The sequence below is a fragment of the Arcobacter sp. L genome (assembly GCF_000284235.1).
Taxonomy (GTDB): Bacteria; Campylobacterota; Campylobacteria; order Campylobacterales; family Arcobacteraceae; genus Aliarcobacter; species Aliarcobacter defluvii.
The window spans coordinates 2,159,075-2,182,075 of record NC_017192.1 but is presented as its reverse complement, the minus strand read 5'-3'; the positions used below and the strand labels follow the sequence as shown (position 1 = coordinate 2,182,075).

21 protein-coding genes are annotated in these 23,001 nt (G+C 26.3%); 9 read left to right on the top strand and 12 right to left on the bottom strand.

The window, feature by feature from the left end; translation table 11 throughout:
- Window positions 1-42 precede the first annotated feature (42 nt).
- Both bioA and ABLL_RS10795 read left to right on the top strand, forming a co-directional pair.
- On the top strand, window positions 43-1,311 hold the full coding sequence (gene bioA, locus ABLL_RS10800; protein ID WP_014474841.1) for an adenosylmethionine--8-amino-7-oxononanoate transaminase: 1,269 nt from the start codon (window positions 43-45) through the stop codon (window positions 1,309-1,311).
- Complete coding sequence (locus ABLL_RS10795; RefSeq protein WP_014474840.1) at window positions 1,312-1,968, top strand: CoA pyrophosphatase; 657 nt, start codon at window positions 1,312-1,314, stop codon at window positions 1,966-1,968.
- Here ABLL_RS10795 and ABLL_RS10790 read toward each other — a convergent pair.
- The gene (locus ABLL_RS10790) at window positions 1,965-2,306 is read right to left on the bottom strand and encodes a DsrE family protein (protein ID WP_014474839.1); all 342 of its coding nucleotides are present in this window, start codon (window positions 2,304-2,306) and stop codon (window positions 1,965-1,967) included. The genes ABLL_RS10795 and ABLL_RS10790 overlap by 4 nt on opposite strands.
- Window positions 2,307-2,430: 124 nt before the next feature.
- Between ABLL_RS10790 and ABLL_RS10785 the strand changes: the two genes are divergently transcribed.
- The 7 genes from ABLL_RS10785 to ABLL_RS10755 all read left to right on the top strand — a co-directional run bounded on the left by ABLL_RS10785 (window position 2,431) and on the right by ABLL_RS10755 (window position 9,441).
- Window positions 2,431-3,234 carry a sulfite exporter TauE/SafE family protein gene (locus ABLL_RS10785; protein WP_014474838.1) on the top strand — a complete coding sequence of 268 codons (804 nt, stop codon included), beginning with the start codon at window positions 2,431-2,433 and terminating at the stop codon, window positions 3,232-3,234.
- Between the two features lie 14 nt (window positions 3,235-3,248).
- Window positions 3,249-3,863, top strand: a complete 615-nt coding sequence (locus ABLL_RS10780; RefSeq protein ID WP_014474837.1) for a fumarylacetoacetate hydrolase family protein — start codon at window positions 3,249-3,251, stop codon at window positions 3,861-3,863.
- A 55-nt stretch (window positions 3,864-3,918) separates the two neighbouring features.
- A complete protein-coding gene (locus tag ABLL_RS10775; protein WP_014474836.1) occupies window positions 3,919-7,089 on the top strand; it encodes a transporter substrate-binding domain-containing protein in 3,171 nt (1,056 codons plus the stop codon).
- Window positions 7,079-7,477 carry a response regulator gene (locus tag ABLL_RS10770; RefSeq protein WP_014474835.1) on the top strand — a complete coding sequence of 133 codons (399 nt, stop codon included), beginning with the start codon at window positions 7,079-7,081 and terminating at the stop codon, window positions 7,475-7,477. The genes ABLL_RS10775 and ABLL_RS10770 overlap by 11 nt, the downstream gene beginning before the upstream one ends.
- 10 nt (window positions 7,478-7,487) lie before the next feature.
- Window positions 7,488-8,630, top strand: coding sequence for a PleD family two-component system response regulator (locus ABLL_RS14775; protein WP_014474834.1), 1,143 nt, complete (start codon window positions 7,488-7,490; stop codon window positions 8,628-8,630).
- Between the two features lie 13 nt (window positions 8,631-8,643).
- The gene (locus tag ABLL_RS10760) at window positions 8,644-9,006 is read left to right on the top strand and encodes a methionine-R-sulfoxide reductase (protein WP_014474833.1); all 363 of its coding nucleotides are present in this window, start codon (window positions 8,644-8,646) and stop codon (window positions 9,004-9,006) included.
- Between the two features lie 216 nt (window positions 9,007-9,222).
- Window positions 9,223-9,441 (top strand): cold-shock protein, encoded by a 219-nt coding sequence (locus tag ABLL_RS10755; RefSeq protein ID WP_014474832.1) that lies wholly within the window; start codon window positions 9,223-9,225, stop codon window positions 9,439-9,441.
- A 67-nt stretch (window positions 9,442-9,508) separates the two neighbouring features.
- Here the strand turns inward: ABLL_RS10755 and ABLL_RS10750 are convergent, their stop codons facing one another.
- Genes ABLL_RS10750 through ABLL_RS10700 form a run of 11 tightly spaced genes read right to left on the bottom strand, consistent with a single transcriptional unit; the run spans window position 9,509 to window position 22,959 of the window.
- A complete protein-coding gene (locus tag ABLL_RS10750) occupies window positions 9,509-10,195 on the bottom strand; it encodes an energy transducer TonB (RefSeq protein ID WP_014474831.1) in 687 nt (228 codons plus the stop codon).
- Entirely contained in the window at window positions 10,192-10,572 is a 381-nt protein-coding gene (locus ABLL_RS10745) for a biopolymer transporter ExbD (RefSeq protein WP_014474830.1), read from the bottom strand. Before ABLL_RS10745 ends, ABLL_RS10750 begins: the two co-directional genes overlap by 4 nt.
- Window positions 10,562-10,990 carry a TonB-system energizer ExbB gene (gene exbB, locus ABLL_RS10740; protein WP_014474829.1) on the bottom strand — a complete coding sequence of 143 codons (429 nt, stop codon included), beginning with the start codon at window positions 10,988-10,990 and terminating at the stop codon, window positions 10,562-10,564. The genes ABLL_RS10745 and exbB overlap by 11 nt, the downstream gene beginning before the upstream one ends.
- Window positions 10,987-11,916 (bottom strand): LLM class flavin-dependent oxidoreductase, encoded by a 930-nt coding sequence (locus tag ABLL_RS10735; protein ID WP_014474828.1) that lies wholly within the window; start codon window positions 11,914-11,916, stop codon window positions 10,987-10,989. Before ABLL_RS10735 ends, exbB begins: the two co-directional genes overlap by 4 nt.
- 14 nt (window positions 11,917-11,930) lie before the next feature.
- A complete protein-coding gene (locus ABLL_RS10730; protein WP_014474827.1) occupies window positions 11,931-12,560 on the bottom strand; it encodes a class I SAM-dependent methyltransferase in 630 nt (209 codons plus the stop codon).
- Between the two features lie 10 nt (window positions 12,561-12,570).
- Entirely contained in the window at window positions 12,571-13,590 is a 1,020-nt protein-coding gene (locus ABLL_RS10725) for an ABC transporter substrate-binding protein (RefSeq protein ID WP_102043413.1), read from the bottom strand.
- A 9-nt stretch (window positions 13,591-13,599) separates the two neighbouring features.
- A complete protein-coding gene (locus ABLL_RS10720) occupies window positions 13,600-15,672 on the bottom strand; it encodes a TonB-dependent receptor plug domain-containing protein (protein ID WP_014474825.1) in 2,073 nt (690 codons plus the stop codon).
- 27 nt (window positions 15,673-15,699) lie between these two features.
- Complete coding sequence (locus tag ABLL_RS10715; protein ID WP_014474824.1) at window positions 15,700-17,625, bottom strand: TonB-dependent siderophore receptor; 1,926 nt, start codon at window positions 17,623-17,625, stop codon at window positions 15,700-15,702.
- Between the two features lie 14 nt (window positions 17,626-17,639).
- On the bottom strand, window positions 17,640-19,718 hold the full coding sequence (locus ABLL_RS10710; protein ID WP_102043412.1) for a TonB-dependent receptor: 2,079 nt from the start codon (window positions 19,716-19,718) through the stop codon (window positions 17,640-17,642).
- A complete protein-coding gene (locus ABLL_RS10705) occupies window positions 19,715-20,731 on the bottom strand; it encodes an ABC transporter substrate-binding protein (RefSeq protein ID WP_014474822.1) in 1,017 nt (338 codons plus the stop codon). The genes ABLL_RS10710 and ABLL_RS10705 overlap by 4 nt, the downstream gene beginning before the upstream one ends.
- A 2-nt stretch (window positions 20,732-20,733) precedes the next feature.
- Window positions 20,734-22,959: a TonB-dependent receptor gene (locus tag ABLL_RS10700; RefSeq protein WP_014474821.1), complete on the bottom strand. Its 2,226-nt coding sequence runs from the start codon at window positions 22,957-22,959 to the stop codon at window positions 20,734-20,736.
- Window positions 22,960-23,001 lie beyond the last annotated feature (42 nt).

Genomic DNA, 23,001 nt, shown 5'->3' with positions numbered 1-23,001 from the left:
TCTTTAGATATAATTTAACCAATTAAAATATAGGAAAACTATTTGAATTGGTTAGATATAGATAATATACACGTTTGGCATCCTTATAATGCTCTTCCTAGCAAAACAAAAATTCTTCCAGTAAAAAAAACAAATAATACAACAATTTTTTTAGAAACAGGTGTTGAATTAATTGATGGTATGAGTTCTTGGTGGAGTGCAATTCATGGTTATAATCATCCAAAATTAAACGAAGCGATAAAAAAACAAGTTGATATTATGCCTCATATAATGTTTGGAGGATTAGCTCATGAACAAGCTTCAATCTTATGTGAGAAATTGGTAAAATTAACAGGATTAAATTCAGTTTTTTTATGTGATAGTGGTTCAGTTTCTGTTGAAGTTTCATTAAAAACGGCAATTTTATATCAAAAAGCAAAAGGTTTAAATAAGTATAAATTTTTGGCATTGGAACATTCTTATCATGGAGATACTTTAGGGGCGATGAGTGTTTGTGATCCTTTAAATTCAATGCATTCTATATATGGTTCATATTTGAGTAAAAATATTTTTACAACTGCTCCTGCTCTTGGATTTGATAGTGATTGTTCAAAAGAGATTAAAGATTTAGAAAATATTTTAGAAAAACATCATCAGGAAATTGCAGGATTTATTCTTGAACCAATTGTACAAGGTGCAGGTGGAATGAGAATTTATAATCCTAGTTATTTAGAAAAAGCAAGAGAACTTTGCGATAAATATAATATTTTATTGATTTTCGATGAAATTGCAACAGGTTTTGGTCATACTGGGCGTATGTTTGCATTTGAATGGACAAATATTAAACCAGATATTATCACCGTTGGAAAAGGTTTAACAGGTGGTTATATGACAATGGCTGCTATGATTACTTCAAAAGAGATAAGTGGTACTATCTCTGATAGTGAAATTGGTGTTTTAATGCATGGTCCAACGTTTATGGCAAATCCACTTGCTTGTAGTGTTGCAAATGCTAGCATTGATTTACTTCTAAGTTCTTCTTGGCAAAAAAAAGTAAACAAAATAGAAGAAATTTTTAAAAAAGAATTAGAAACAATTAAAGGTTTAGATTTAGTAAAAGATGTAAGAAATATAGGTGCAATAGGAATAATAGAATTAAAAGAGGATTGTTTTGCACAAGAAATTCAAGATTATTGCGTAAAAAATGGTGTTTGGATAAGACCTTTTGGAACACTTGTTTATTCAATAGTTGCATATACAATAGAAGAAAAAAATTTAATAAAAATAATTAGAACAATGTGTGATGCTATAAAATCTATAAAGAAAAAATAAATGAAAAAAAATAATTTAAAAAAATTAGTATCAAAACTTCCAAAACATCCAAATGTTTTGGGAAGGGATAGATTTTTTAATAGTGCTGTATTAATACCACTTGTAAAAATAGATGGTGAATATCATTTGATATTTCAAAAAAGAGCTGCACATATTAGACAAGGTGGAGATATTTGTTTCCCTGGTGGTGGTTTTGAATCAGATGTTGATAAAGATTTTAAAGATACAGCTTTAAGAGAGACTTATGAAGAGTTAGGAATTCCTAAAAAAGATATAAAAATTTTAGGACAACTTGATACTTATGTAGCTCCAATTGGTGCAATAATTGAATCTTTTGTTGCAAGAGTTAAGAAAAAAGCTTATAATAATATGAAGATTGATCATAATGAAGTTGAAAAAACGATAGTTATTCCTATCTCTTTTTTTAAAGATAATGAACCAAAAGAGTATACTTTAGCTCATGAAATTCAGCCATATAAAATAGATGAAAATGGAAATAAAGAGATATTTTTCCCTGTTGAAGAACTTGGGCTTCCTGATACTTATAAAAAACCTTGGGGAAATAAAAGACATAAAATTTGGGTTTATGAGTATGAAGGAGAAGTAATTTGGGGAATTACTTCAGTTTTAATAAAAGATGTTATTGATAAATATTAAATAGTCATAACAGCATAAGTATCATCTTTTAATGCACTTGTTAAAAGTTCACCTGTATGAGTAATTTCTATATTTAATTCTTCCAAAATAGAAGTTGCTTCATAGTCTTCTACACAGACAATACAAGCGCTCATTTTTACACCTGTTTTTTGTATTTTTTTTAGTTGTTCTTGGATTTGTGGATTGTTTTTTGCTAATAAAATAGATGGTCCCCATAGCATTAAATGGGCTGTTTCCCAATATCCTCTATCTAATATAACAGAAGAGTATAAAAGTGGAAATTTATTTGCAACTTCAATATCACCATTTGTCCAAACAATTAATAAATTATTTTTCATTTTTTAACCTTATAATAGATTTTTTTAATTATATAATAATCAGTATATTTTTTATATATAAGTTATAACATAATAATACAGTGTTATAATTTCTATCAATATATATTATATTTTAGGTATTTAAATGTTTGGATTAGAATTTTTAATTGCTTATGCTTTATTAGGTATTATAGTAGGGATAGCAGCAGGTTTATTAGGAATAGGTGGAGGTGGAATAATAGTTCCAGTATTGACATCTTTATTTTTAGCACAAGGGATTTCTAGTGAAAATGTTGTACATTTAGCACTAGGAACTTCAATGGCAACTATTGTTATTACTTCAATCTCTAGTTTAAGAGCACATAATAAAAAACAAGGTGTTCTTTGGGATGTTGTTAAGATGATGGCACCTGGAGTTTTAATAGGAACATTTTTAGCTACCTTTTTAGCTTCAATTTTAAGTTCGTTATTTTTGGCCATATTCTTTTCAGTTTTTATGGCATATGTTTCTATTCAAATGTTTTTAAATAAAAAGCCAAAACCAAGTAGAACTCTTTTCTCTCCTATTATTCAGTTTTTTTCTGGTTCTTTAATTGGAGCAATTTCAGCAATGGTTTCTATTGGTGGAGGTTCTCTTAGTGTTCCCTATTTATTATGGCAAAATGTAGAACTTAAAAAAGCTATAGGTACAAGTGCTGCTATTGGTTTACCAATAGCAATAAGTGGAACATTAGGTTATATGATAAATGGTTGGTCTCACACAAATTTGGATGATTTAATTTTAGGTTATGTATCTTTGCCTGCATTTGCAATAGTTGCTTTTTTTAGTTTTCTAACTGCACCAATTGGTGTTAAATTGGTACATATTTTACCAGTTGGAATTGTAAAAAAAGTATTTGCTTGTTTATTAATGCTTTTAAGTATTAAAATGTTACTTACATTTATTTAAAAGAAGAGAAAATTATGAATAAAATATTTTTAGATGATATTGAAATAATTCCATCAAAAGTTGTTTGTATTGGAAGGAATTATATGGATCATATAAATGAACTTAATAACGAAGTTCCAGAAGATATGGTATTTTTTATTAAACCAAATTCAGCAGTTTCAAATAGATTAATTTTTCCTAAAAATCAAAATTCTTGTCATTATGAAGCTGAGATTTCATTTTTAATTGAAGATGATAAAATAAGCGCTGTTGGATTTGGTTTAGATTTAACACTAAGAGAAGTTCAAAGTAAATTAAAAGCAAAAGGTTTACCTTGGGAAAGAGCAAAGGCTTTTGATGGAGCTGCTGTTTTTTCAAAATTTATTAGTTTTGATAAAGATATTTCAAAATTAGAAATTGAACTTTACATAAATGGTGAATTAAAACAAAAAGGTGATTATTCTTTGATGATAAATAAACCAAATGAGATTATAAATGAAGCAAAAACATTTTTAAGTTTTGAAGATGGTGATATTTTAATGAGCGGAACACCTAAAGGTGTTGGTTCATTTAAAGTTGGAGATGTTTTTCTTGGAAGAATACTTTTTGATAATAAAATAATTTTAGAAGAAGAGTTTATAGTTTTTTAAAAAATATTTTTTTATGTTATAATATTTTGTTTTAACTTTTAAAGAAAGGCTTAAAATGAAATATATAACTTTTTTACTACTATTTGTTTCTGTGCTTTTCTGTAATGTTGAAAGAGATAATAATTTAATTTTTACAAAAGAAGAATTAACTTGGATAAAAAATAATCCCAAAATAAAAGTAGGGGTAGATGCAAATTGGCCTCCTTTTGACTACATAGATATAACTGGTCAACATCAAGGAGTCTCTTCTGAATATTTAAATCTTATAACTAAATATACAGGTTTAAGATTTGATATATATTCTGATGCTTGGATAAATGTATTAGATAAAATTCAAAAAAAAGAGCTAGATTTATTAGCTTGTGCTGCAAAAACTTCTCAAAGAGAAAGTTATCTTAATTTTACAGATTCTTATTTAGATGTTGAAATCGTTGTTGTTGGAAGAAAAGATTTAAAACTTAATACTTTTGATGAAATAAAAAATTATAAAGTAGCTGTTCAAAAAAACAATTATATATATGAAGATTTATCTAGAATGTTTCCTAATATGAAGTTTTATTTTGTTAAGTCAAATGAAGAAGCTTTTAAAGCTATTTCTTATGGAAAAGCAGATTTTTATTTAGGAAATTTGGCTGTTGTTACATATTTTATAGAAAAAGATTTACTTACAAATTTAGAAATAAAGATGAAATCAGATTTTGAAAGTGCAAAGTTATCAATAGCAGTTTTAAAAGAGAATAAAATTTTATTTGACATAATTCAAAAAGTTCTTGATAGTATTAGCGAAGAAGAAAAAGATAAAATAAATAAAAAATGGATATTAGAAAATGAATCAAAAGAAAGATTAATAAATTTTTCAAAAGAAGAATTGGATTGGTTAAAACAAAATCCAATAATATATTTATCTGGTGATCCCAAATGGCCACCTTTTTCTTTTTATGAAGATGGCAAATATGTTGGAATTATTCCTGATATGTTAAATTTATTAAAAGAAGTTAGTGGAATTAATTTTTCACATCTTGATACAAATAGTTGGCAAGATTCTGTTAATTTACTAAAAAATAAAGAAATAAAAATACTTGATGCTGTCACAATAACTCCTTCAATGTCAAAAATCTTAGATTTTACTTCAAAATATTTTTCTTCTCAAATTGTAATTATTGGAAATAAAAAAAATGAAAGATATATAAGTTCTATAAAAGATTTAGAAAATATAAAAAATAAAACACTAGGTTTGGTTGAAGGGCATTTTATAACTGAAATGATAAAAAGAGATAATCCTGATTTAGAAATTTTTGGTACTTTTAAAGATATACCAGAAGGATTAAAAGCATTATCTACAGGTATGATAGATTATTTTATATTAGATATTCCAACTTTTGATTATTACAGCAAAATATATAGTTTAAGTAATTTAAAAATAGTTGGAATTACTGGATACAACACTGAATATAGATTTGGTGTTGAAAAAGATAATATTATTTTAGTATCAATTATGAATAAAATTTTAAAACATATTCCTCAAGATAGAAAAGATGAAATTTATAGAAAATGGATAAAAATTGATAGTGGAAAAAATATTGATTATGATTTAATCTGGAAAATAAGTGTTATATCTTTTATTATTCTAAGCATAATTTTTTATTGGAATAGAAAACTAAAACAAGAGATAAAAGAAAAAGAAAAAATCCAAAAAGAGCTAGAAAAAGAGAGAAATAATATAAATTCTTTAAATGAAGAATTAAAAAAAGCAAAAGACGTAGCTGAAAATATTGCTAGACAAAAGAGTGAGTTTTTGGCAAATATGAGCCATGAAATAAGAACTCCTATGAATTCTGTTATTGGATTTACAGAAATTCTAGATAAAGAGATACAAAATCCTTTACATAAAGAATATTTGAGTTCTATAAAAAAAGGAGGAGATTCTTTATTAAGAATTATAAATGATATTTTAGATCTTTCAAAAATTGAAGCAGGAAAACTTGAAATAAAACAAGAATCAATAAATCCTACAAATATGTTTTTAGAAATTGAATCTATTTTTCATTCAAAAATTATAAGCAAAAATATAACTTTTATTGTAGAAATTGATAAAACAATTCCAAAGTATATAATAATGGATGGGGTAAGAATAAGACAAATACTCTTTAATTTAATTGGAAATGCAATTAAATTTACAGAAAAAGGTCATATAAAACTAAAAGTTGAGAATGTATATAAAGATAATATAAAAAGTAAAATAGATTTAATTTTTAGTGTTGAAGATACAGGAATTGGTATAGATGCAAATAATTTAAAATCAATTTTTAATGCTTTTGAACAAGTGAAAAATCAAGATGTTGCAAAATATGGTGGTACAGGTTTAGGTCTTGCAATTTGTGCCAAACTTGTTCATATGATGAATGGTGAAATAGAAGTTCAAAGTGAAAAAAATAAAGGTTCTATTTTTAGAGTAATTTTGCGAGATATTCCTGTTAGTTCTATGGAAGAAGAAATAATTTCAAATAAATTATCAGCTTCAAATATTGCTTTTGAAAAAGCTCAAATATTAGTTGTTGATGATGTAGAAGAGAATAGAAAATTAGTACAAGCAAGTCTGAAAGATTATGATATAGATTTGATAATGGCTAATAATGGACAAGAAGCTTTAAATAAATTAAAAAATATAAGTGTTGATTTAATACTTATGGATTTAAGAATGCCTGTAATGGATGGGTATGAAGCTGCTATGATAATAAAAAATGATGAAAGATTAAAAAATACTCCTTTGATTGCTCTTACAGCTTCTGTAATGGGAAAAGATTTAGAAAAAGTATCAAAATATGGTTTTGATGGATATTTAAGAAAACCTGTTATTTTAGATGATTTAATAGAAGAATTAGGTAAATATCTAAAATATTATTTTGTAAACGAAGATTTCTTAGAAAAAGATATATATAAAGTTATTGATATTAAAAAACTACAAGAGGTTATTGAAAAATTAGAAAATGAGTTAAGAGATGAATGGAAAGAGATTAAAGATGGAGGAGATTTTTCTTTAATTGAAGAATTTGCACAGAAATTATATGATTTATCTATACAAAAAGATATCTATTTATTAAAAGATTATTCTTCAGAATTATTAAAAAATATTGAAGCTTTTGATATTGAAAAAGTTGATTATTTAATGAATACTTATATAGAATTAATTGATAACTTAAAGGTAAAACTTGAAAATGGAAAGTAAAATATTGATAGTTGATGATGTACCTAAAAATATTCAAATGGCAATGAATATTTTAAAAAATGAAGGTCATAAAATGTATTATGCAAAAAGTGGAGAAATGGCATTGAAACTTGTAAATGAACATGATTTTGACTTAATTTTACTTGATATTATGATGCCTGATATGAATGGTTTTGCTGTTTGCTCAAAACTAAAAAGTGATGAAAAAACAAAAAATATTCCAGTAATTTTTTTATCAGGAAAAGATTCGACACAAGATATAGAACAAGCCTATGAAAGTGGTGGACTTGATTATGTAGTAAAACCTTTTATCAACATAGAGTTAATTACAAAGGCAAATTCATATGTAAAACTTAAACAATTAGAAGATAAATTTAATAGATTATAAAAGGTAAAAGATGCATAAAAAGTATGAAAATAAGATTTTATTAGTAGATGACGACCCTAAAAATTTACAAGTTGCTATGAGTATTTTAAGAGATTATAATGTAATTTATGCGCAAAATGGAGATAAAGCTTTAGAATTATTGGAAAAAAATCAATTTGATTTGATTTTGCTTGATGTTGTAATGCCAATTATGGATGGTTATCAAGTATGTTCAAAAATTAAATCTAATGAAAATACAAAAAAAATACCAGTTATTTTCTTAACAGTAAAAGATGATGAAAAAGATATAGTAAAAGGTTTTGAATTAGGTGCAGTTGACTATATAACAAAACCGTTTTATAGTGAAGTTTTACTTAAAAGAGTTGAGGTTCACCTAAAATTAGCAAGTGTTATGCAAGAATTAGAACATATGAATAAAAATCTAAATCAAAAGGTAAAAGAGCAAGTTCAAGAGCTAAGGCATAAAGATGAAATAATAGTCCAACATTCAAAAATAGATGCAATGGCAGCAATTATTGATGTGATTTCTTTACAATGGAAAGAACCAGTTGATAAAATAAGGCTTTATTTACAATCTTTAGATTTTAAATTTTCGGATAATGAAGATTTTAAATCAGATAACATTTTCAATAAAACATTAGTAGAAGTAAAAAAGTTAGATGAAATTATGGGTGATTTTCATAAGTTCTTTAATAATCATAAAAATAAAGAAGATGTGAATTTAAAAGTATCTTTAGATAATGCACTTTTTTTACACAGAGATGAAATAAATAATTTGAATATAAAAATAAATATAAAAGGCGATAATTTAATATCATTAAATATTGTATTTGATGAAATAAAACATATTTTTACTAAATTAATTTCAAAATCAATTGATAGTTTTAAATCTGCAAATTTAGTTACAAATAAAATAATAGATATTTCTTTTGAAAATATTGATGAATCAGTTTATATAACTTATGAAGATAATTCAAATAATTACGATGAACTTCAAATAAAAAAGTTTTTTGCATCTCCAAATTTATTTAAATATGATAATTTTGATTTAGGTTTTTATTTAGTAAAAGTATTTATTGAAAAAAATTTTGGATTATTAAATATAGAAAAAACTCAAGATGGAATAAAATATAGTATAAGATTTGATAAATAAAAAGGAAAATATAATGAAATATAATGAATTAACTCAAGAAGAAAAATATGTAATTGAAAATAAAGGAACAGAATATCCATTTACTGGAATTTATAATGATTTTTATGAAGAAGGTATTTTTACATGTAAAAAATGTAACGCACCTTTGTATAAAAGTGAAGATAAATTTAAATCAGGTTGTGGTTGGCCTAGTTTTGATGATGAAATAAAAGGTGCAGTAAAAAGAATTTTAGATAAAGATGGAAGAAGAATAGAAATAGTTTGTGCTTCTTGTGGAGGACATTTAGGTCATGTTTTTGAAGGAGAAGGATTTACATCTAAGAATACTAGACATTGTGTAAATTCAATTTCTTTAAATTTTGAAGCAAAAGCTTAAAATTTTGTATATTTCTTAAAAAAAAGAGTAAAAGCTTGCTTTTATTTTTTTTTTCAGATAAAGTACTAAACTTAAAGATAACCAATTGTAATAAATTCTTTGACTTGATTTTTAGTAACCATACAAAACTCTCAAAAATTAATAACTCAATTTTAGCTTTATATATATTAACTTTATACTTTTTAATAAAAGAAGTATAATAAACAAGGAAAATCTATGAACGATAGATATAACGGAACTGTAAAATGGTTCAACAATGAAAAAGGTTTTGGATTTATTCAATTAGATGATAGTGATAAAGATTTATTCGTACATCATAGTGAAGTAAAAAAAAGTGGATTTGGTAGAGTTTCATTAGAAGATGGTCAAAAAGTTACTTTCTCAATTGGAACAGGTGTTAAAGGTGAACAAGCTAAAAGTGTAGAAACAATCTAATCAACTTTTGATTTTTCGCATATTCATATAAATAACATCTAAATGTTATTTATATGATGATTTAAAATTAATTTAATTCGTAGTTAAAAGGGATGGTTAAAGTAACATCTTTTTGTGGAGCTACAAACTCTTTAGAAGCTTTCGTTAAAATTTCTATACTATTCTCATCCAACAAATTATGTTTTGAGCCTTCTAATATTTTTATATTTATAAGTTTTCCACTTGTAGTAATTGTACATTGAATTAAGGTTTTTCCTGTCATTCCTCTTTTTTTAGCTTGTAGAGGATATTTTTTATATTTTTTTATAGCTTTAATAATACTAGCAAGATTGTCATCTAGATATTTTTGTTGATAGTTTGGTTCTGTTTTAACTTTTTCAATCTTTTTTATTTCTTCTTTTGTTATAACTTTTTCTGTGATTTCTTCCATTTTTTTAGATTCTTCTATTTTTTTTAGAGGTTTAATTTTTGGTTTTTCAGTCTTTTTTTCTATTTTTTTAGGAATCTCTTTTTTTATTGGAGTTGGTTCTTTTATAGGTTCAGGTTCTATAACTTTTTCTTCAATTTTCTTTTCAATTTCTGGTATTTGTTGAATCTCTTGTTTTTGAACTTGGGATATATTTTGAATCATATTCATATTTAAGATTATAAGCTCTTTCTTTTCTGGCTTTGGTTCTTCAAAATTGAATATCATTGCAAATAGTGAGGCATGAATTAACAAAGAAATTATAAAAGCTTTTAGTGAATTATTCATCGTTGTAACTCTGTAATTATAGATATTTTATCCATTTTTAACTCTTTAAAAATATCTATTATTTGTACAAAAGTTTTAAAAGGAGTATTTTCATCAGCTTTTAAAGATATAGGTGTATCTTTTGGAAGAGTTTGTAGTAATTGTTTTAATTGTTTTATTTCAAGATTTTCTTTTTCAAATACTAATTGACCATTTGCATCAATAATTAACTCTTTAAATTTTAAATCAGTTTGTTCATTTGTAGATGCTTTTGGTAGAGTTATTTCTATTCTACCTTGTGCAATAAAGGTAGAAAAAATTAAAACAATAGCTAATAAAACAAGAATAATATCTATAAATGGGATTACATTCATAGAGTCAAATTTTTTAACTTTCATTTAAATCTCTCCATCTTGCCATTAAAACATCGATTTTTCTAGCTATTGCGTTATAAATGATTGTTGTAAAAATAGCAACTAAAATACCTAAAGCCGTTGCTTTTAAAGCTAAAGCTAATCCCATCATCACACTATTTGTATCAAAATTAGAACTTTCAGAAATTTTATAAAAAGTTATCATTATTCCACAAACAGTTCCAAAAAGTCCAATATAAGGAGCATTTGAAGCAATAGTATATAAAGTAGTGATATTTTTTGTTAAATCATTTTCTAATTCACCAACTTTTTTATAATCTTCTAGTTTTATTTTTGAAAGAAAAAAGTATCTTTCAAAAGCAAACCATAGAGTTAAAAAACTCATAAGTGCTAAAACACCAATAATGCTATACTCAATATAAATTTTTAGTGTATCTATCATAATATTTCTTCCTTTTTTATTTCTATTGTTGCTTTAATATCTTTTAAATTAATCTGTTCTGAAATAGGTCGTAAAATAATCTCTTCAATTCCTAGATTTTTAAAAAACTCAATTTTTTCTTTTATCTCTTTTGAAGAACCAATCAAACTCTCATCAAAAATTGTTTCATCCAAAATTTTTGTTTCATGATTTTTATTAAATTTTTTTACAAGTTCTTTTTGCTTTTGCATCTTTTTTTTGATTGAACTGATAATATTTTGCTTATCATTTGTTGGGCAAAACATTCTTGAAAGAATGATTTTTGGTTTTTGATTTTTTTTGTGAAAAGATTGATAAGTGTAAATTAAATCTTCAATTTTTTTTATACTCCATTTATGTCCAGCCATCAAAGGTAAATCATTTTGTGCAGTAAATTTAATCAATTTATCATGTAAAGAAGCAACAGAAAATTCAATTTTATTAGTTACTTTAGGAGAGATAAAAAATTCTTTTTTCTTAAATGAAATAGTTTTATTATCAAGTAAAGGTTTCACAACTTTATATTTTTTTATAAGATTTTTTCTTGCAAGTTTTTCATTTAAATTTAAATGAGAATTTTTTACTTCACTTCTTCCACCTTTTGCGATTCCTATGAAAAGTTTTCTATTTGTTAAATTACCAAGCATTGATATATTTTCACTAATGTAAACAGGATCATATAAACCTAAAAGTAGGGTTGCAACTCCTAAGTTTTTATTTGTATGAGTTGCAAGATGATTAAGTAACATCAAAGGAGTTGAATTAATCCTCAATGGATTATAATGATGCTCGGTTACCCAAATAGTATCTATAAAATCATCATATAGTTTTATTAATTCAAGCTGTTTTTTTAAACTATTTTGAAAATCTTCTTCATATTCAAATAGTAATAATAATCCAAATTTCATCTAAAATCCTTTTTTTATTTTTTCATATAGAGCCAAAATCCACTCTCATTATCTATAATTTCAAAATATGTTGGTTTTAAATCTTTTATGATTTTTGGAAGAGTCTCTTTTTTTTCTTCCAATCTATCTTTAAAAGAGTTTCTCCAATTTGGTTCTTTTTCTTCCATTTTTTTTCGTATTTGATTTCTTAGATTTTTGTTTCCAAAACCACCACCAATATAAGCTTGACCTCCAATTTTTAAGATTCTAAAAATTTCATCATAAGCTTTAGACCAATCATCCCAAAATGGAGTTGAGCCACGACTTATAACTAAATCAAAGCTTTCATTTTCACAAGGAATATCATGAATATCACCAAATAGAAATGAACTACGATTAGATAGATTTTCATCATTTACATACTGTTTTGAAAGATTTAACATCTCATGTGATTTATCAAAAAATGTGATTTGCATTTTTGTTTTTTTCGCAAAAGCTCTTCCTAATGCTCCAGTTCCACAACCTGCATCAAGGCATTTACCTTCAACTAAAGAGGTTTTTTCTATAATTTGTTGTGAAATAACTGGATATATTGGTGCGAAAATTTCTTTTACAATATTGTCAAAACCTTTAGGATCTTTTGCTCCTTTTATATGTGCATTCATTATTTTCCTTTTATAAATCATTTAAGATGTTTGATATTTGTTCATCTGTAATTGATACATTTAAAAATAGTTTATAAAACTTTTTGATTTCTTCATTTTTATTAAATATGTAATACTCTGGATATAAGTTTGCCATTAGCCATTGAAGTCCCAAAATTCTCATAAATGAAGGTGGTCTATCAAACCAATTAAATGGTTTTTTAGGAATTAAAAATACTTTATTATTTTTTACAGCTTTTATATCTTTCCATAGTTCAGAATTTTTTATATTTTCAAAAAATATTTTTTCTTGAATTAGTATTACATCGGGATTGTATTGAATAACTTTTTCCATAGAAATTTTTTCAAAACCTTTATGGCTTGAAGTTTGACATCTATGAATATTTACGTCTCCTACAATTTGTAAAAGTTCCACATGAATTGAATCATTACATTCTGTTGCAAGTCCATCTACACCTTGGGCATAATAAACTTTTGGACGTTTTTCATTGGGAATTTTCTTTAAGGTTTTTTCAACTTTATTAAAAACATTTTGTGTATAAGAAGCTAATTCTTCACCTCTTTTTTCTAAATTGAGAGTATCTCCTAAAAATTTAAAAATATTTGGATAATCAAATAGATTTTTTTCCTTTACATAAATAATTGGGGAGTTTAAAAGTTTTAGTTGTTCCTCTTCTTTTTGTGAAATTTCATCATTATGCGACCACATAAGTATTAAATCAGGATGTTGGGATAATAAAACTTCTAAATTTGCTCTTTGTCCTGTTCCAAAAACTCTTCCAATAACTGGAAGAGTTTTCATATTTTCACTTAAATACGGATAGTTTTTTGAATCAATTTCAAAAATCCATCCTGCAAGTAAAGATGAATCCATCGCATATAATGCAAGTGAGCCATAAGGTGATGGAGCATAAATCTTTTTTACTGTTGAGGGAATTTCAACCTCTTTATTGAACATATCAATAACTGTTTTTATTTGAGCTACTAACATAATTTGAAAAACCACACTTATAATAAAAATACGTAACATTATAAAGCCTTAAAATAATAGGCTTAATTCAGCACCTATTACTCTTCCTCTATCATAGTAATAACCTGTTGTATATCTAGTTGCATAGTTTTCATCAGTAATATTTCTTCCATAAAGTTTAAATATAGAATCAAAATTAAAGATTTTAAAATCTTTTGAAACATTTGCATCAACTCTTATATAATCTCCTAAGTCACCATTTGTAGAAGTTCCCATTGCACTAGATGAACTTGTATAATCACTAACTTTTTTAGCTGAAACATTAAATGTATAACTATCCCAAGTATGACTTATCATAGCTGTGTAAAGATCTCTTGGTGTATCAATACCAATACTATCTTCATTATCTGTTGTGTTATCTAACATTCTTGTATAAGAGAGTTTATATGTTGTTGCGCCATTTATTGTACCTTTTATGGCAAATTCTAAACCTTTTCTTCTTGAGTCTTCTTCGTTATAATAATAGTATTCATTTCCACTTGAATCAGTGTAATATAGTGTATTACCACTAGAATCTGTTGCAACACTTTTTTCATTTTTTATATCAACATCAAAATAAGTTATCATTGGATTAAAAGCTTTTGAATATTTCCCTTCTATTCCAACTTCAAACCTATCTTGTTTCTCTTCATGAAGTTCTGAACCATCATTTGTAATTAAATCAAAATCTCCTCCACCTTCATTTGCTTTTAAATATCTAACACTAAGTGAATGTATATTGTCAAAGTTATACATCGCTCCTAAAGCTAGAACTTTTGCTTCAGGAAGGTCACTATTGTTATTAGCATCTTTTAAATTATTGTAGGAAGTTTGATTTTTTGCTGATGTTGAATGATCAATCTTTTTTTGATCAATTCTATATCCAGCATTTAAAATTAAGGAGTTATCAAATAATCCTTGCTCTATAGATATTGCACCACCATATACACTTGTATCATATGAATTATAGGTATATGATAAATTAGAACCATCTCCTTTACTATTTGTTATTTGTCCTCCAAGTTGTATTAAAGTATCATCAAAAGTCATATTATGTCTTAAACTATATGTTTTTGTTTTTTCTTCATAATCTTTTGCATTTGGAGTATATTCTGTATGTTTATATTCACTATTTGATAAACTAAATAGAGTTATTTGATTTTCATTCCAAGCATAATTACCATCAAGTGAAAGAATAGTTGTTTTTAAAGGGTCATAATACCATTCAACTGTGCTAATAGCTCCTGTTTTATCCACACCTTTTTGAAATTCAAACATCCCTTCATCTTTATAACCCATAAGATTCATTTTTAATTTATTATAAGTAAATCCTGCATTTATCATACCTGATTTTGCATCACTACCATCAAACCATTCATTATTACTAGGTCTATCATATCTTGATACCATCCCTCCAACAAATCCACTTAAATCATCAGATTTAGCAAAAGTTGTCCCTGCATATATATTTTGACCATTTGCACTTGGATGACTTTCGCTTTTTTCATAGTATGTAGAAATAACACCTTCAGTTTTTTTAGGTTGTTTTGTTCTGATTATAATAAATCCAATACTATTTCCTGAACCACTATTTGATGCACCAATATCTATTGAAGGAGCTAAAGTTAAAGATGTTGAACTTTTTACTATTTGGATCTCTTCAATTGCACTCATAGGAAGTTTTACTAAAATTCTATCAGCAGTACCAGTTAAAATTGCTCCATCTAAAATATAAGTGATATTCCCTCCACCTCTCATATTTACAAAATATGGATGTTTTCTTCCTTGATAAGTAACATCTAATCCAGCAGTTTTATTTAATAAATCAAAAATATCTTTTGGATTTTGAGCTTTTATCTCTTCTTGTGTTATTACTTCTGTACCAAATTGTGCAGTTTTTTCAACCCTATAAAGATTTTTTGTACTTGATAGTTTTAAATCTTCTCTAGATTCATAATCACTGTAACTACTATCTTCTATATTGATTTGATCTATTGCAATATTTGTTTCATCTGCTTGTAAAGTTGTTACATTATTAGCTAATAAAATTGCAGTTGTTGCAACTAAATTAAAAGTCTTATTTCTTAAATAATTGGTTTTCATTTTTTCCCTTTTTTTCAATCTAAATTGTTAGAAGCTATATTTCATATTGAAAAAGTATTCTCTACCTGGTTCATAAAATCCTAAATCATAGTAATAATTTTCATCAAATAAGTTTTTCACACCAGCTTCAAAAGTTATATCTTTATATTCATATGAAAGTTTTGTGTTAACAGTTGTAAAATTACTTTTATCGTAAGTATTATTTCTATATTGAAGATATATATCTTTTTCATTTTTCAAATTTGCATAAATATACAAATCTTTTAGGATGTCATATTTAGCATAAAGAAAGGTTGCATGTTTAGCTATTCCAGTTCTTTTATATTCGCTATCATCTCTATCTTCAATATCTATATATGTGTAGTTGATTCCTGATGAGAACTTATCAAAGTAACTGTTTAATTCTAGTTCAACTCCTTTGTGTCTAAAATCTCCAATATTTTGATTTTGAGTTAAACTACCAACATTTACTGATTGTATTGCATCTTTATAATCTGATAAAAATAGATTTGTTTTAACATCAAAGTTTGAAGTAAGCATATTTGAATAAGAAATTTCATAATGAGTAGCTTTTTCTGCATCTAAATCAGGATTAGCTAAACCTTCTCCCATTTTTTCAGAATATCTCTCTTTCATTGTTGGTAGATGAGTTTTTCTTGAAATTGTAAAGCTTACTTTTTGTTGTTCGTTTATGTCATAGAAAAGACCAATTTGTGGATTAAAACTATCCATACTTCCTATGTTGAAAGTTCCATCTTCATCCCAGATTTTATCATCATCTAATCTATCATAACTAATTCCTGTAACAAGTGCCAATGAATCAGTTAAAGAGTATGTATCTTCAAGTGCTAGAGAAACTGTTTTGTCTGCATAATCTTCATTTTTTACATCATTTTCATCATAACCTTTATGAGAATCATATTTATAACTAACAGAAGATACTAATTCATGATTTTTAAATGGCATACCAAATTCTACAGATGTTCCATAACTATAATCTTCATATCTACTTCCCCAAGTTACTTTTTTCCAATCTGTGTTATAATTTTCTAAATAATTATCAAATTTATCATAGAACCATCTAGTTTTTAGATAATTATCTCCCAATTTATTATCTGTAAAAGCATAAAATCCTTCTTTATCCCATTGTGGCCAATTCCAATATCTTGAACGGCTTAATGAATTGTCATCTATTGTAGTATTTTGTTGTTCTTTTTCACCATCAATTTTAGAATACATAATTGCATATTCACTCTCATCAGTTGGTGTCCAACCAGCTTTTAAACTATATTTTTTATCATTTGTACTTGAGTGAAGTCTTTCACCTTCTGGTTGATTTGAAGTTGCTTTATAATCATCAGATAAATCAAAATGGTCTCTATCTTTTATACTTCCAGAAAATTGTAAATAATACTTATCTTGTTTTGTCCCTAAGTTTAGAGCAGTTGTATATTGACTTAATCCAAAATCATTATCAAAAGTTGTACCAAGACTTATATCTCCTTCAAACTCTTTTGTAGGTTTTTTTGATACAAGATTTATAACTCCAGCCATTGTATTTGCACCATATTTAACAGATGAAAAACCTTTTGAGATATCAATTTTAGATAAATCAGCAGTTGTAAATCTTCCATAGTCAAAATTACCATCATAAGGAACATACATAGGAATACCATCCATAAATACAGCAACTCTTGTAGAATTAAAACCTCTAATAGAGATTGTTTTTTCAGCTCTTGCTCCTGTATTTGATAAATAAACACCTGATGTGTTACTTAATGCTTCTGAGATATCAGTATAGTTATGTAACTGAATATCTTCACTAAGAATTTCAGTTGAATTATTTACATCTTTTTGTTCACTGATGTCAATTTGTCCTAGTGTAAATTGTTCATTTTCACTAGCACATAAAATAGATGCTATTAGTGTTGAGTAGATAATTGTTTTTTTCATATTTTTCCCTTTTTTTAAAATTTAAGATTTATTGCTAAAGCACCATTTATTCCCGCTTCATTTGGTAAATAATAAGCAGTAGAAGAGGCTTTACTTAAGTGTTCTCTATAATTTTTATCTAAAATGTTATTTAATTCAAAAGAGATATTTGCTGTTTTAAAAATCCCAAAATTAGTAAAACCATAACCAATTGAAGCATTTGTAAGTCCATAACCTGAAGTTGCTTTTTCTCCATTAATACTTGAAATTTTGTCTTGATTATCAACTAATTCTTCTTCTATTCTCCAACTTAAACCTTTTGCTTTTTTTTGTGATAGACTTAAAGTTACTTTTTGTGGAGTTATATAAGCTAATGGAGTGTTATCATCTTTATTTTTTCCTCTTGTATATGTGTAAGAAGCTTCTGCATAAATATCATCAAATAGTTCATATCCAAGCATTAATTCAGCTCCATAAATAGAAGCTTCATCTAAATTTACAAATTGTTTTATAGGTAAATTAGCAGTTGTTTTATATCCTGTATTTACTAATTCAATATAATCTTTATATTCTTGATAATATAAAGCACTCGTATAATAAGCCTTACCAATTTGACCATCAGCTCCAATATCAATACCATATACTTTTTCATTCTCTAAATCTTGATTTGGTATTTGAGAACCATTACTTGGATTATTTCCATATTGTTCATTGAAATAAGGAGTTCTTGTTGCATTTGATAATTTCAAATAAGGTATAAACGCAGTTGAAACTTCATAACCAACAGTTGCACTAAGAGATACTAAGTTGTCTTTCTCATTTGTATTTTCTTTTACAATTTCACCTAAAAGTGCAGTTGGAATTAGTCCATCATTGATATATTTATTTGTATTTATATTAGAAGTTACATCTCTTTTAGCATATTCATAACCAGCAGCTAAGTTAAAAAATAATTTGTCATAATGAATATCATCTGCTAAAGATAGATTATAAGTCTCTATTCCACCACCAGTTATTCCAAATGCACTCATCCAACTACCCCAAGTTTTAGTATTGTAGTTGTAACTTCTTACTCCATTTGTAATGTCCATATCAGAGTAAGTTCCTGCAAGACTTAAATAGTGATTTCCTAACTCTTTATCAACAGAAATTTTGATTCCTTCTGTTGTGCTATTTCTAAATAATTCTTGTTGTTCAGATATAGTAGCTTCTCTTTTTGTATTTAAATCATAATGAGATCTATTATTAAAATATTGAACATCAAAATTAGTAAAACCACCAGCAATTTCATCCTCTCTATAACCTATAAAATAAGTTTTTGCTTCATCATTTGGTCTATCTGTATATGTCCAAAATCCATTTGTAGCATTAAACCATCTTGTATATGGATCTTGTGAATCTGCTTTATCTTTTGTATATCTTGTGTAGATATAACTATCATCTCCTGTTTTTATTGCAAAACTTCCATTATAATTTTGCGTTTCATATTCAGAGTGTAATATCTCATCTGAATTTCCATCTTCATAATTATCAAAATCACTCATTCCTGCACTTAATGAAACGTTGATTAAGTTGTTATATAAACTAGTACCTATTGAGCTTGTATAACCATCATTTGATAAAAATTCATATTTTCCATTTAAAAATCCAGATACTTTAAAATCTTGTGTTGAGTTAAATTCAGGTTCTTTATATTTTACAACAACAGCTCCACTCATAGCTCCCATACCTAATTTTGCACCATTTGCACCTCTATAGACTTCAATTTCGGATACATCAGTCATACTAAATAAATTTGTTGAATCATCATGTCCTGCATTTAATCTCATACCTTCAATGAAAACAGGAACACCTTTATTTCCTCTACCTCTTATATATGGTTCTGATGCATAAGAACTTGATTTTTTAAACTCAACATAAAACTCTTTATCTAAAGCATCATTCATTGAACTAACAACTTTCTCTTCAACATTAATAGTTGATTTTGAACTACTTAGTGATTCTTCTAATAGTGCAGAATCCTTGATTTTAATCTCTTCAATTTTTGTATCTTGTGCTGCAAAAGCAACAAAAGCACACATTTGAATAGTGATTAATGATAATTTCATTTTCATATTTTTCCTTTTAACTTTAATATTTCATTAATTTGTTGTGAACTTAATTTTGTTCCCATAAATTCTTCATAAAATTGTGAAGTCTCTTTTTTCATATCTATATCTTCAAATTTCTCTGGATACATTTTTTTTGCTACCCATAAAATACATAATATTTGTTCAGGTGTATAATGTGTCCAAAAATGTGCTCCCATAGGAATAGAATAAACTTGTTTGTTTTTTACTGCTTTTAAATCTTTGAATTTTGGATTTTCTAAAGCTAATTTCACATCATTTTCTCCCCACACAAATAGGAAATCTGGATTTAAAACATAAAGTTTTTCCATATCTATTGAGATATGTTCTTTTGTTATATTTGAAGTTGCAGATATTCCTCCAGCTTTTTCAAATATAGTATTTGCAGTTGTAACCATAGGAAGAGATAAGTTATTCATTCGAATATAAAGAGCTGTTTTTTTATCTTTTATTGATGAGGTTTTTTCATTTATAAGATTTAGAACTTTGTTATAATATTCATCATAAGCCTTTGATACTTCTTGCATATTAAATAGTTCACCCAAAAAATTCATAGTTCTTTTGATACTATCTTCTCCTTGCCAGTTTATAATTGCAGTTTTATAAGCTCTTTTTTCAAGTAAAGAAGCACCTAAAGTATCATTTACAAGTGCTATATCAAATTTTGTAAGGGCAAGTTTTTCAAATTCTGGTGTCCAACTTGGAGGATTTGATGATACTTGAGGAAGTGAAAAAAGTTTTGGCATAAACCATTGTTGATGTTTCCAAAAAGGCATATTTTTCAGATTTTCATCTTCAACACCATTTTGTATGATATCGGCTTTTTTAAATGCAAATAAAAAAGCATTTAGTGCAGGAGTTCCTCCCACACTTACCACTCCTGAAATTTTATCAGGAACAGTTATCTCTCTATTTTCCATATCAATAATCTTATGTTCTGCAAAAAGATTAACACCTAAAAGTGTAAAGATTAAAAATAGTAGTTTAATTGTTTTCATAATTAAAACTTAACAATCATACTAAACACTGCAGAAAAAGGTGCTCCTTGATAATAATCAGTTGCTCCTGTTCTTGTATCATCTAAACTATTTTTTACAATACCTATATATTTTTTATCAAATATATTTTGTAACGCTAAAGACAATTCAACTTTATCTTTTTGAACTACATATTTTGTGTTAAGATCAAACACTGTATACCCATTTACTTTTTCAGTATTTTCTGCATCTCCATAACGTTTTCCAATATATCTAGCTATTGGTGTAACACTAAATTTATCAAAATCTAAATTTACCCCTAATTTTGCCCCAAATTTTGCAACATCAGGAATTTGATTTCCTTTTGATTTTAAGTATGTATTTGTTGCAAGTAAAATATCATCATCAAATTCAAATTTATTGTAATAAGTAGAAGCAAATAGAGTTGCAGTTTGATTTAAGTTATAACTTCCTTCGATTTCAGCTCCCATAGATGTTGCATTTGAATCACTTTTATAATAACTTAAATCTAAATTTGGATCATATACTGTAACTTGTTTATTTTTGTAATCACCATAAAATAGGGTGTTTTTTAATAAGAAATTTTCATAAGAGTATTTTGCAAATAGCTCAAAATTGTTTGAAGTTTCTAGTTTTAGTTCATCCCATAAATCTTGTAATGTTATCCCAGCAGCTTGAAATTTTGAAGTATTTGAATTATAAACTGACCATAATGGACCTTGCCAAGGATTTGCAAAGTTTTTTGCATAACCTCCACCAACTTTCCAGTTTGGATTTAGTTTTTGTTCAATAACTAAACTTGGTAATAAAACATCTGATGAACTTTCATCAACTTTCATCCCACTTTTTATACCACTTGAAGCAGCAATAGCTTCATCATAAGATAAATCAGTTGTCATACCTGTTGTGTTATATCCAGTAACAGCAGGAAAATCAAACATCATATAACGTAAACCAACATTAAAATATGTATTATTTACAGTTTTATCATATCCTATATAAGGGGAATTTGACGTTCTATCATCAATATCTGTTAACATTCCATAAGATTTAAATTTCAAACTACCATCTGATTGAATACTATAAACTTTTTGTATTTTTGGAGGTGGAGTACTTTCCATTTGTTGATACCACCAACCACCATATAATTTACCTCCTGCTAATGGATAATCTAAATCTAAATTTGCTCCATAAGCCTCTTGCTCAATAGTCATTTTAGTAACTGTACCATTTGTTGCATTTCCAATATATCTAGTACCTTCACTTCCAAAGGTATATGGTTTTAATCTAATTTTTAAATCATTAGCATGAGTATTAAGAGCTATATAATAAAAATATTCATCAAAATCTTGCTTATTATAGTCATAATACATGGCATCAGTTTTTGCAACACCACTTAAAGTAGAGTTATAATCTTTTGAATAATTACTACTTAAAGATTTAGTTTCATCATAAGTTAATGGTTTATATTCATGTCTATCAAATGTATTATATGCTCCAAAAAGTTCAATTTGAGTCTCATCTGTAACATCAATTGTTGTCATTGCATTAAGATTTTTTCTTTTTATTTCACCTTCACCTTTCCATTTATCATTTTCCATATCAGATGCTGAGATAAAAAATCCAACTTTGTCATTTATTTTTCCACTATCAAGTCTTAAAAAAGCTTTTTTATAATGGTCACTTCCACCTGCAATTGATAGCATTCCTCCAAAATCATCTTTTGGTTTTACAATTTTTAAATCTAAAGCTCCTGATGTTGTACCAAGACCAAATCCTTTATTCGAAGGAGTTAATCCTGTTGTAAAATCTAAACTCGAAAGATTTTCTTTATCAACTAAAAGACCTGTTCCTCCATTTCCAACATTTACTCCAAATGGAATACCTTCAATAGTTGTACTTAATTTACTAAAAGTATCTCCTAATTGACCCCTAACTCTTAACATATTTTGATCAACAGTTAAAGCATAAGCATCTTGCGTTTCAATATTTACAGATGGTAAAAGTTGTAGACTTTTAAAATAGTTTGAAGAACTTGTTCCTTGTAATACTGCAGCTGCATCACCTGAAATAGTTTTTGTTTGAGTATTTTCATCTAAATTAAAGAAGTAGTTTTCTAGACTATCTTTTATTTCTATCAATTCTAATTGAATATTTTTAGTTTCATCTGCAAAAGATGAACTACAGAGTAATCCCATTAAAATTAAACTATAAGATTTTATTTTCATTTTTCTTCCTTGTTTTTCTTTATGTAATTATATATATAACGA

Bases quoted from the DNA above. Each gene is read 5' to 3' on its own strand.
- ABLL_RS10795 (WP_014474840.1), top strand. From the start codon at position 1,312: ATGAAAAAAAATAATTTAAAAAAATTAGTATCAAAACTTCCAAAACAT.
- ABLL_RS10790 (WP_014474839.1), bottom strand. From the start codon at position 2,306: ATGAAAAATAATTTATTAATTGTTTGGACAAATGGTGATATTGAAGTT.
- ABLL_RS10785 (WP_014474838.1), top strand. From the start codon at position 2,431: ATGTTTGGATTAGAATTTTTAATTGCTTATGCTTTATTAGGTATTATA.
- ABLL_RS10780 (WP_014474837.1), top strand. From the start codon at position 3,249: ATGAATAAAATATTTTTAGATGATATTGAAATAATTCCATCAAAAGTT.
- ABLL_RS10775 (WP_014474836.1), top strand. From the start codon at position 3,919: ATGAAATATATAACTTTTTTACTACTATTTGTTTCTGTGCTTTTCTGT.
- ABLL_RS10770 (WP_014474835.1), top strand. From the start codon at position 7,079: ATGGAAAGTAAAATATTGATAGTTGATGATGTACCTAAAAATATTCAA.
- ABLL_RS14775 (WP_014474834.1), top strand. From the start codon at position 7,488: ATGCATAAAAAGTATGAAAATAAGATTTTATTAGTAGATGACGACCCT.
- ABLL_RS10760 (WP_014474833.1), top strand. From the start codon at position 8,644: ATGAAATATAATGAATTAACTCAAGAAGAAAAATATGTAATTGAAAAT.
- ABLL_RS10755 (WP_014474832.1), top strand. From the start codon at position 9,223: ATGAACGATAGATATAACGGAACTGTAAAATGGTTCAACAATGAAAAA.
- ABLL_RS10750 (WP_014474831.1), bottom strand. From the start codon at position 10,195: ATGAATAATTCACTAAAAGCTTTTATAATTTCTTTGTTAATTCATGCC.
- ABLL_RS10745 (WP_014474830.1), bottom strand. From the start codon at position 10,572: ATGAAAGTTAAAAAATTTGACTCTATGAATGTAATCCCATTTATAGAT.
- exbB (WP_014474829.1), bottom strand. From the start codon at position 10,990: ATGATAGATACACTAAAAATTTATATTGAGTATAGCATTATTGGTGTT.
- ABLL_RS10735 (WP_014474828.1), bottom strand. From the start codon at position 11,916: ATGAAATTTGGATTATTATTACTATTTGAATATGAAGAAGATTTTCAA.
- ABLL_RS10730 (WP_014474827.1), bottom strand. From the start codon at position 12,560: ATGAATGCACATATAAAAGGAGCAAAAGATCCTAAAGGTTTTGACAAT.
- ABLL_RS10725 (WP_102043413.1), bottom strand. From the start codon at position 13,590: ATGTTACGTATTTTTATTATAAGTGTGGTTTTTCAAATTATGTTAGTA.
- ABLL_RS10720 (WP_014474825.1), bottom strand. From the start codon at position 15,672: ATGAAAACCAATTATTTAAGAAATAAGACTTTTAATTTAGTTGCAACA.
- ABLL_RS10715 (WP_014474824.1), bottom strand. From the start codon at position 17,625: ATGAAAAAAACAATTATCTACTCAACACTAATAGCATCTATTTTATGT.
- ABLL_RS10710 (WP_102043412.1), bottom strand. From the start codon at position 19,718: ATGAAAATGAAATTATCATTAATCACTATTCAAATGTGTGCTTTTGTT.
- ABLL_RS10705 (WP_014474822.1), bottom strand. From the start codon at position 20,731: ATGAAAACAATTAAACTACTATTTTTAATCTTTACACTTTTAGGTGTT.
- ABLL_RS10700 (WP_014474821.1), bottom strand. From the start codon at position 22,959: ATGAAAATAAAATCTTATAGTTTAATTTTAATGGGATTACTCTGTAGT.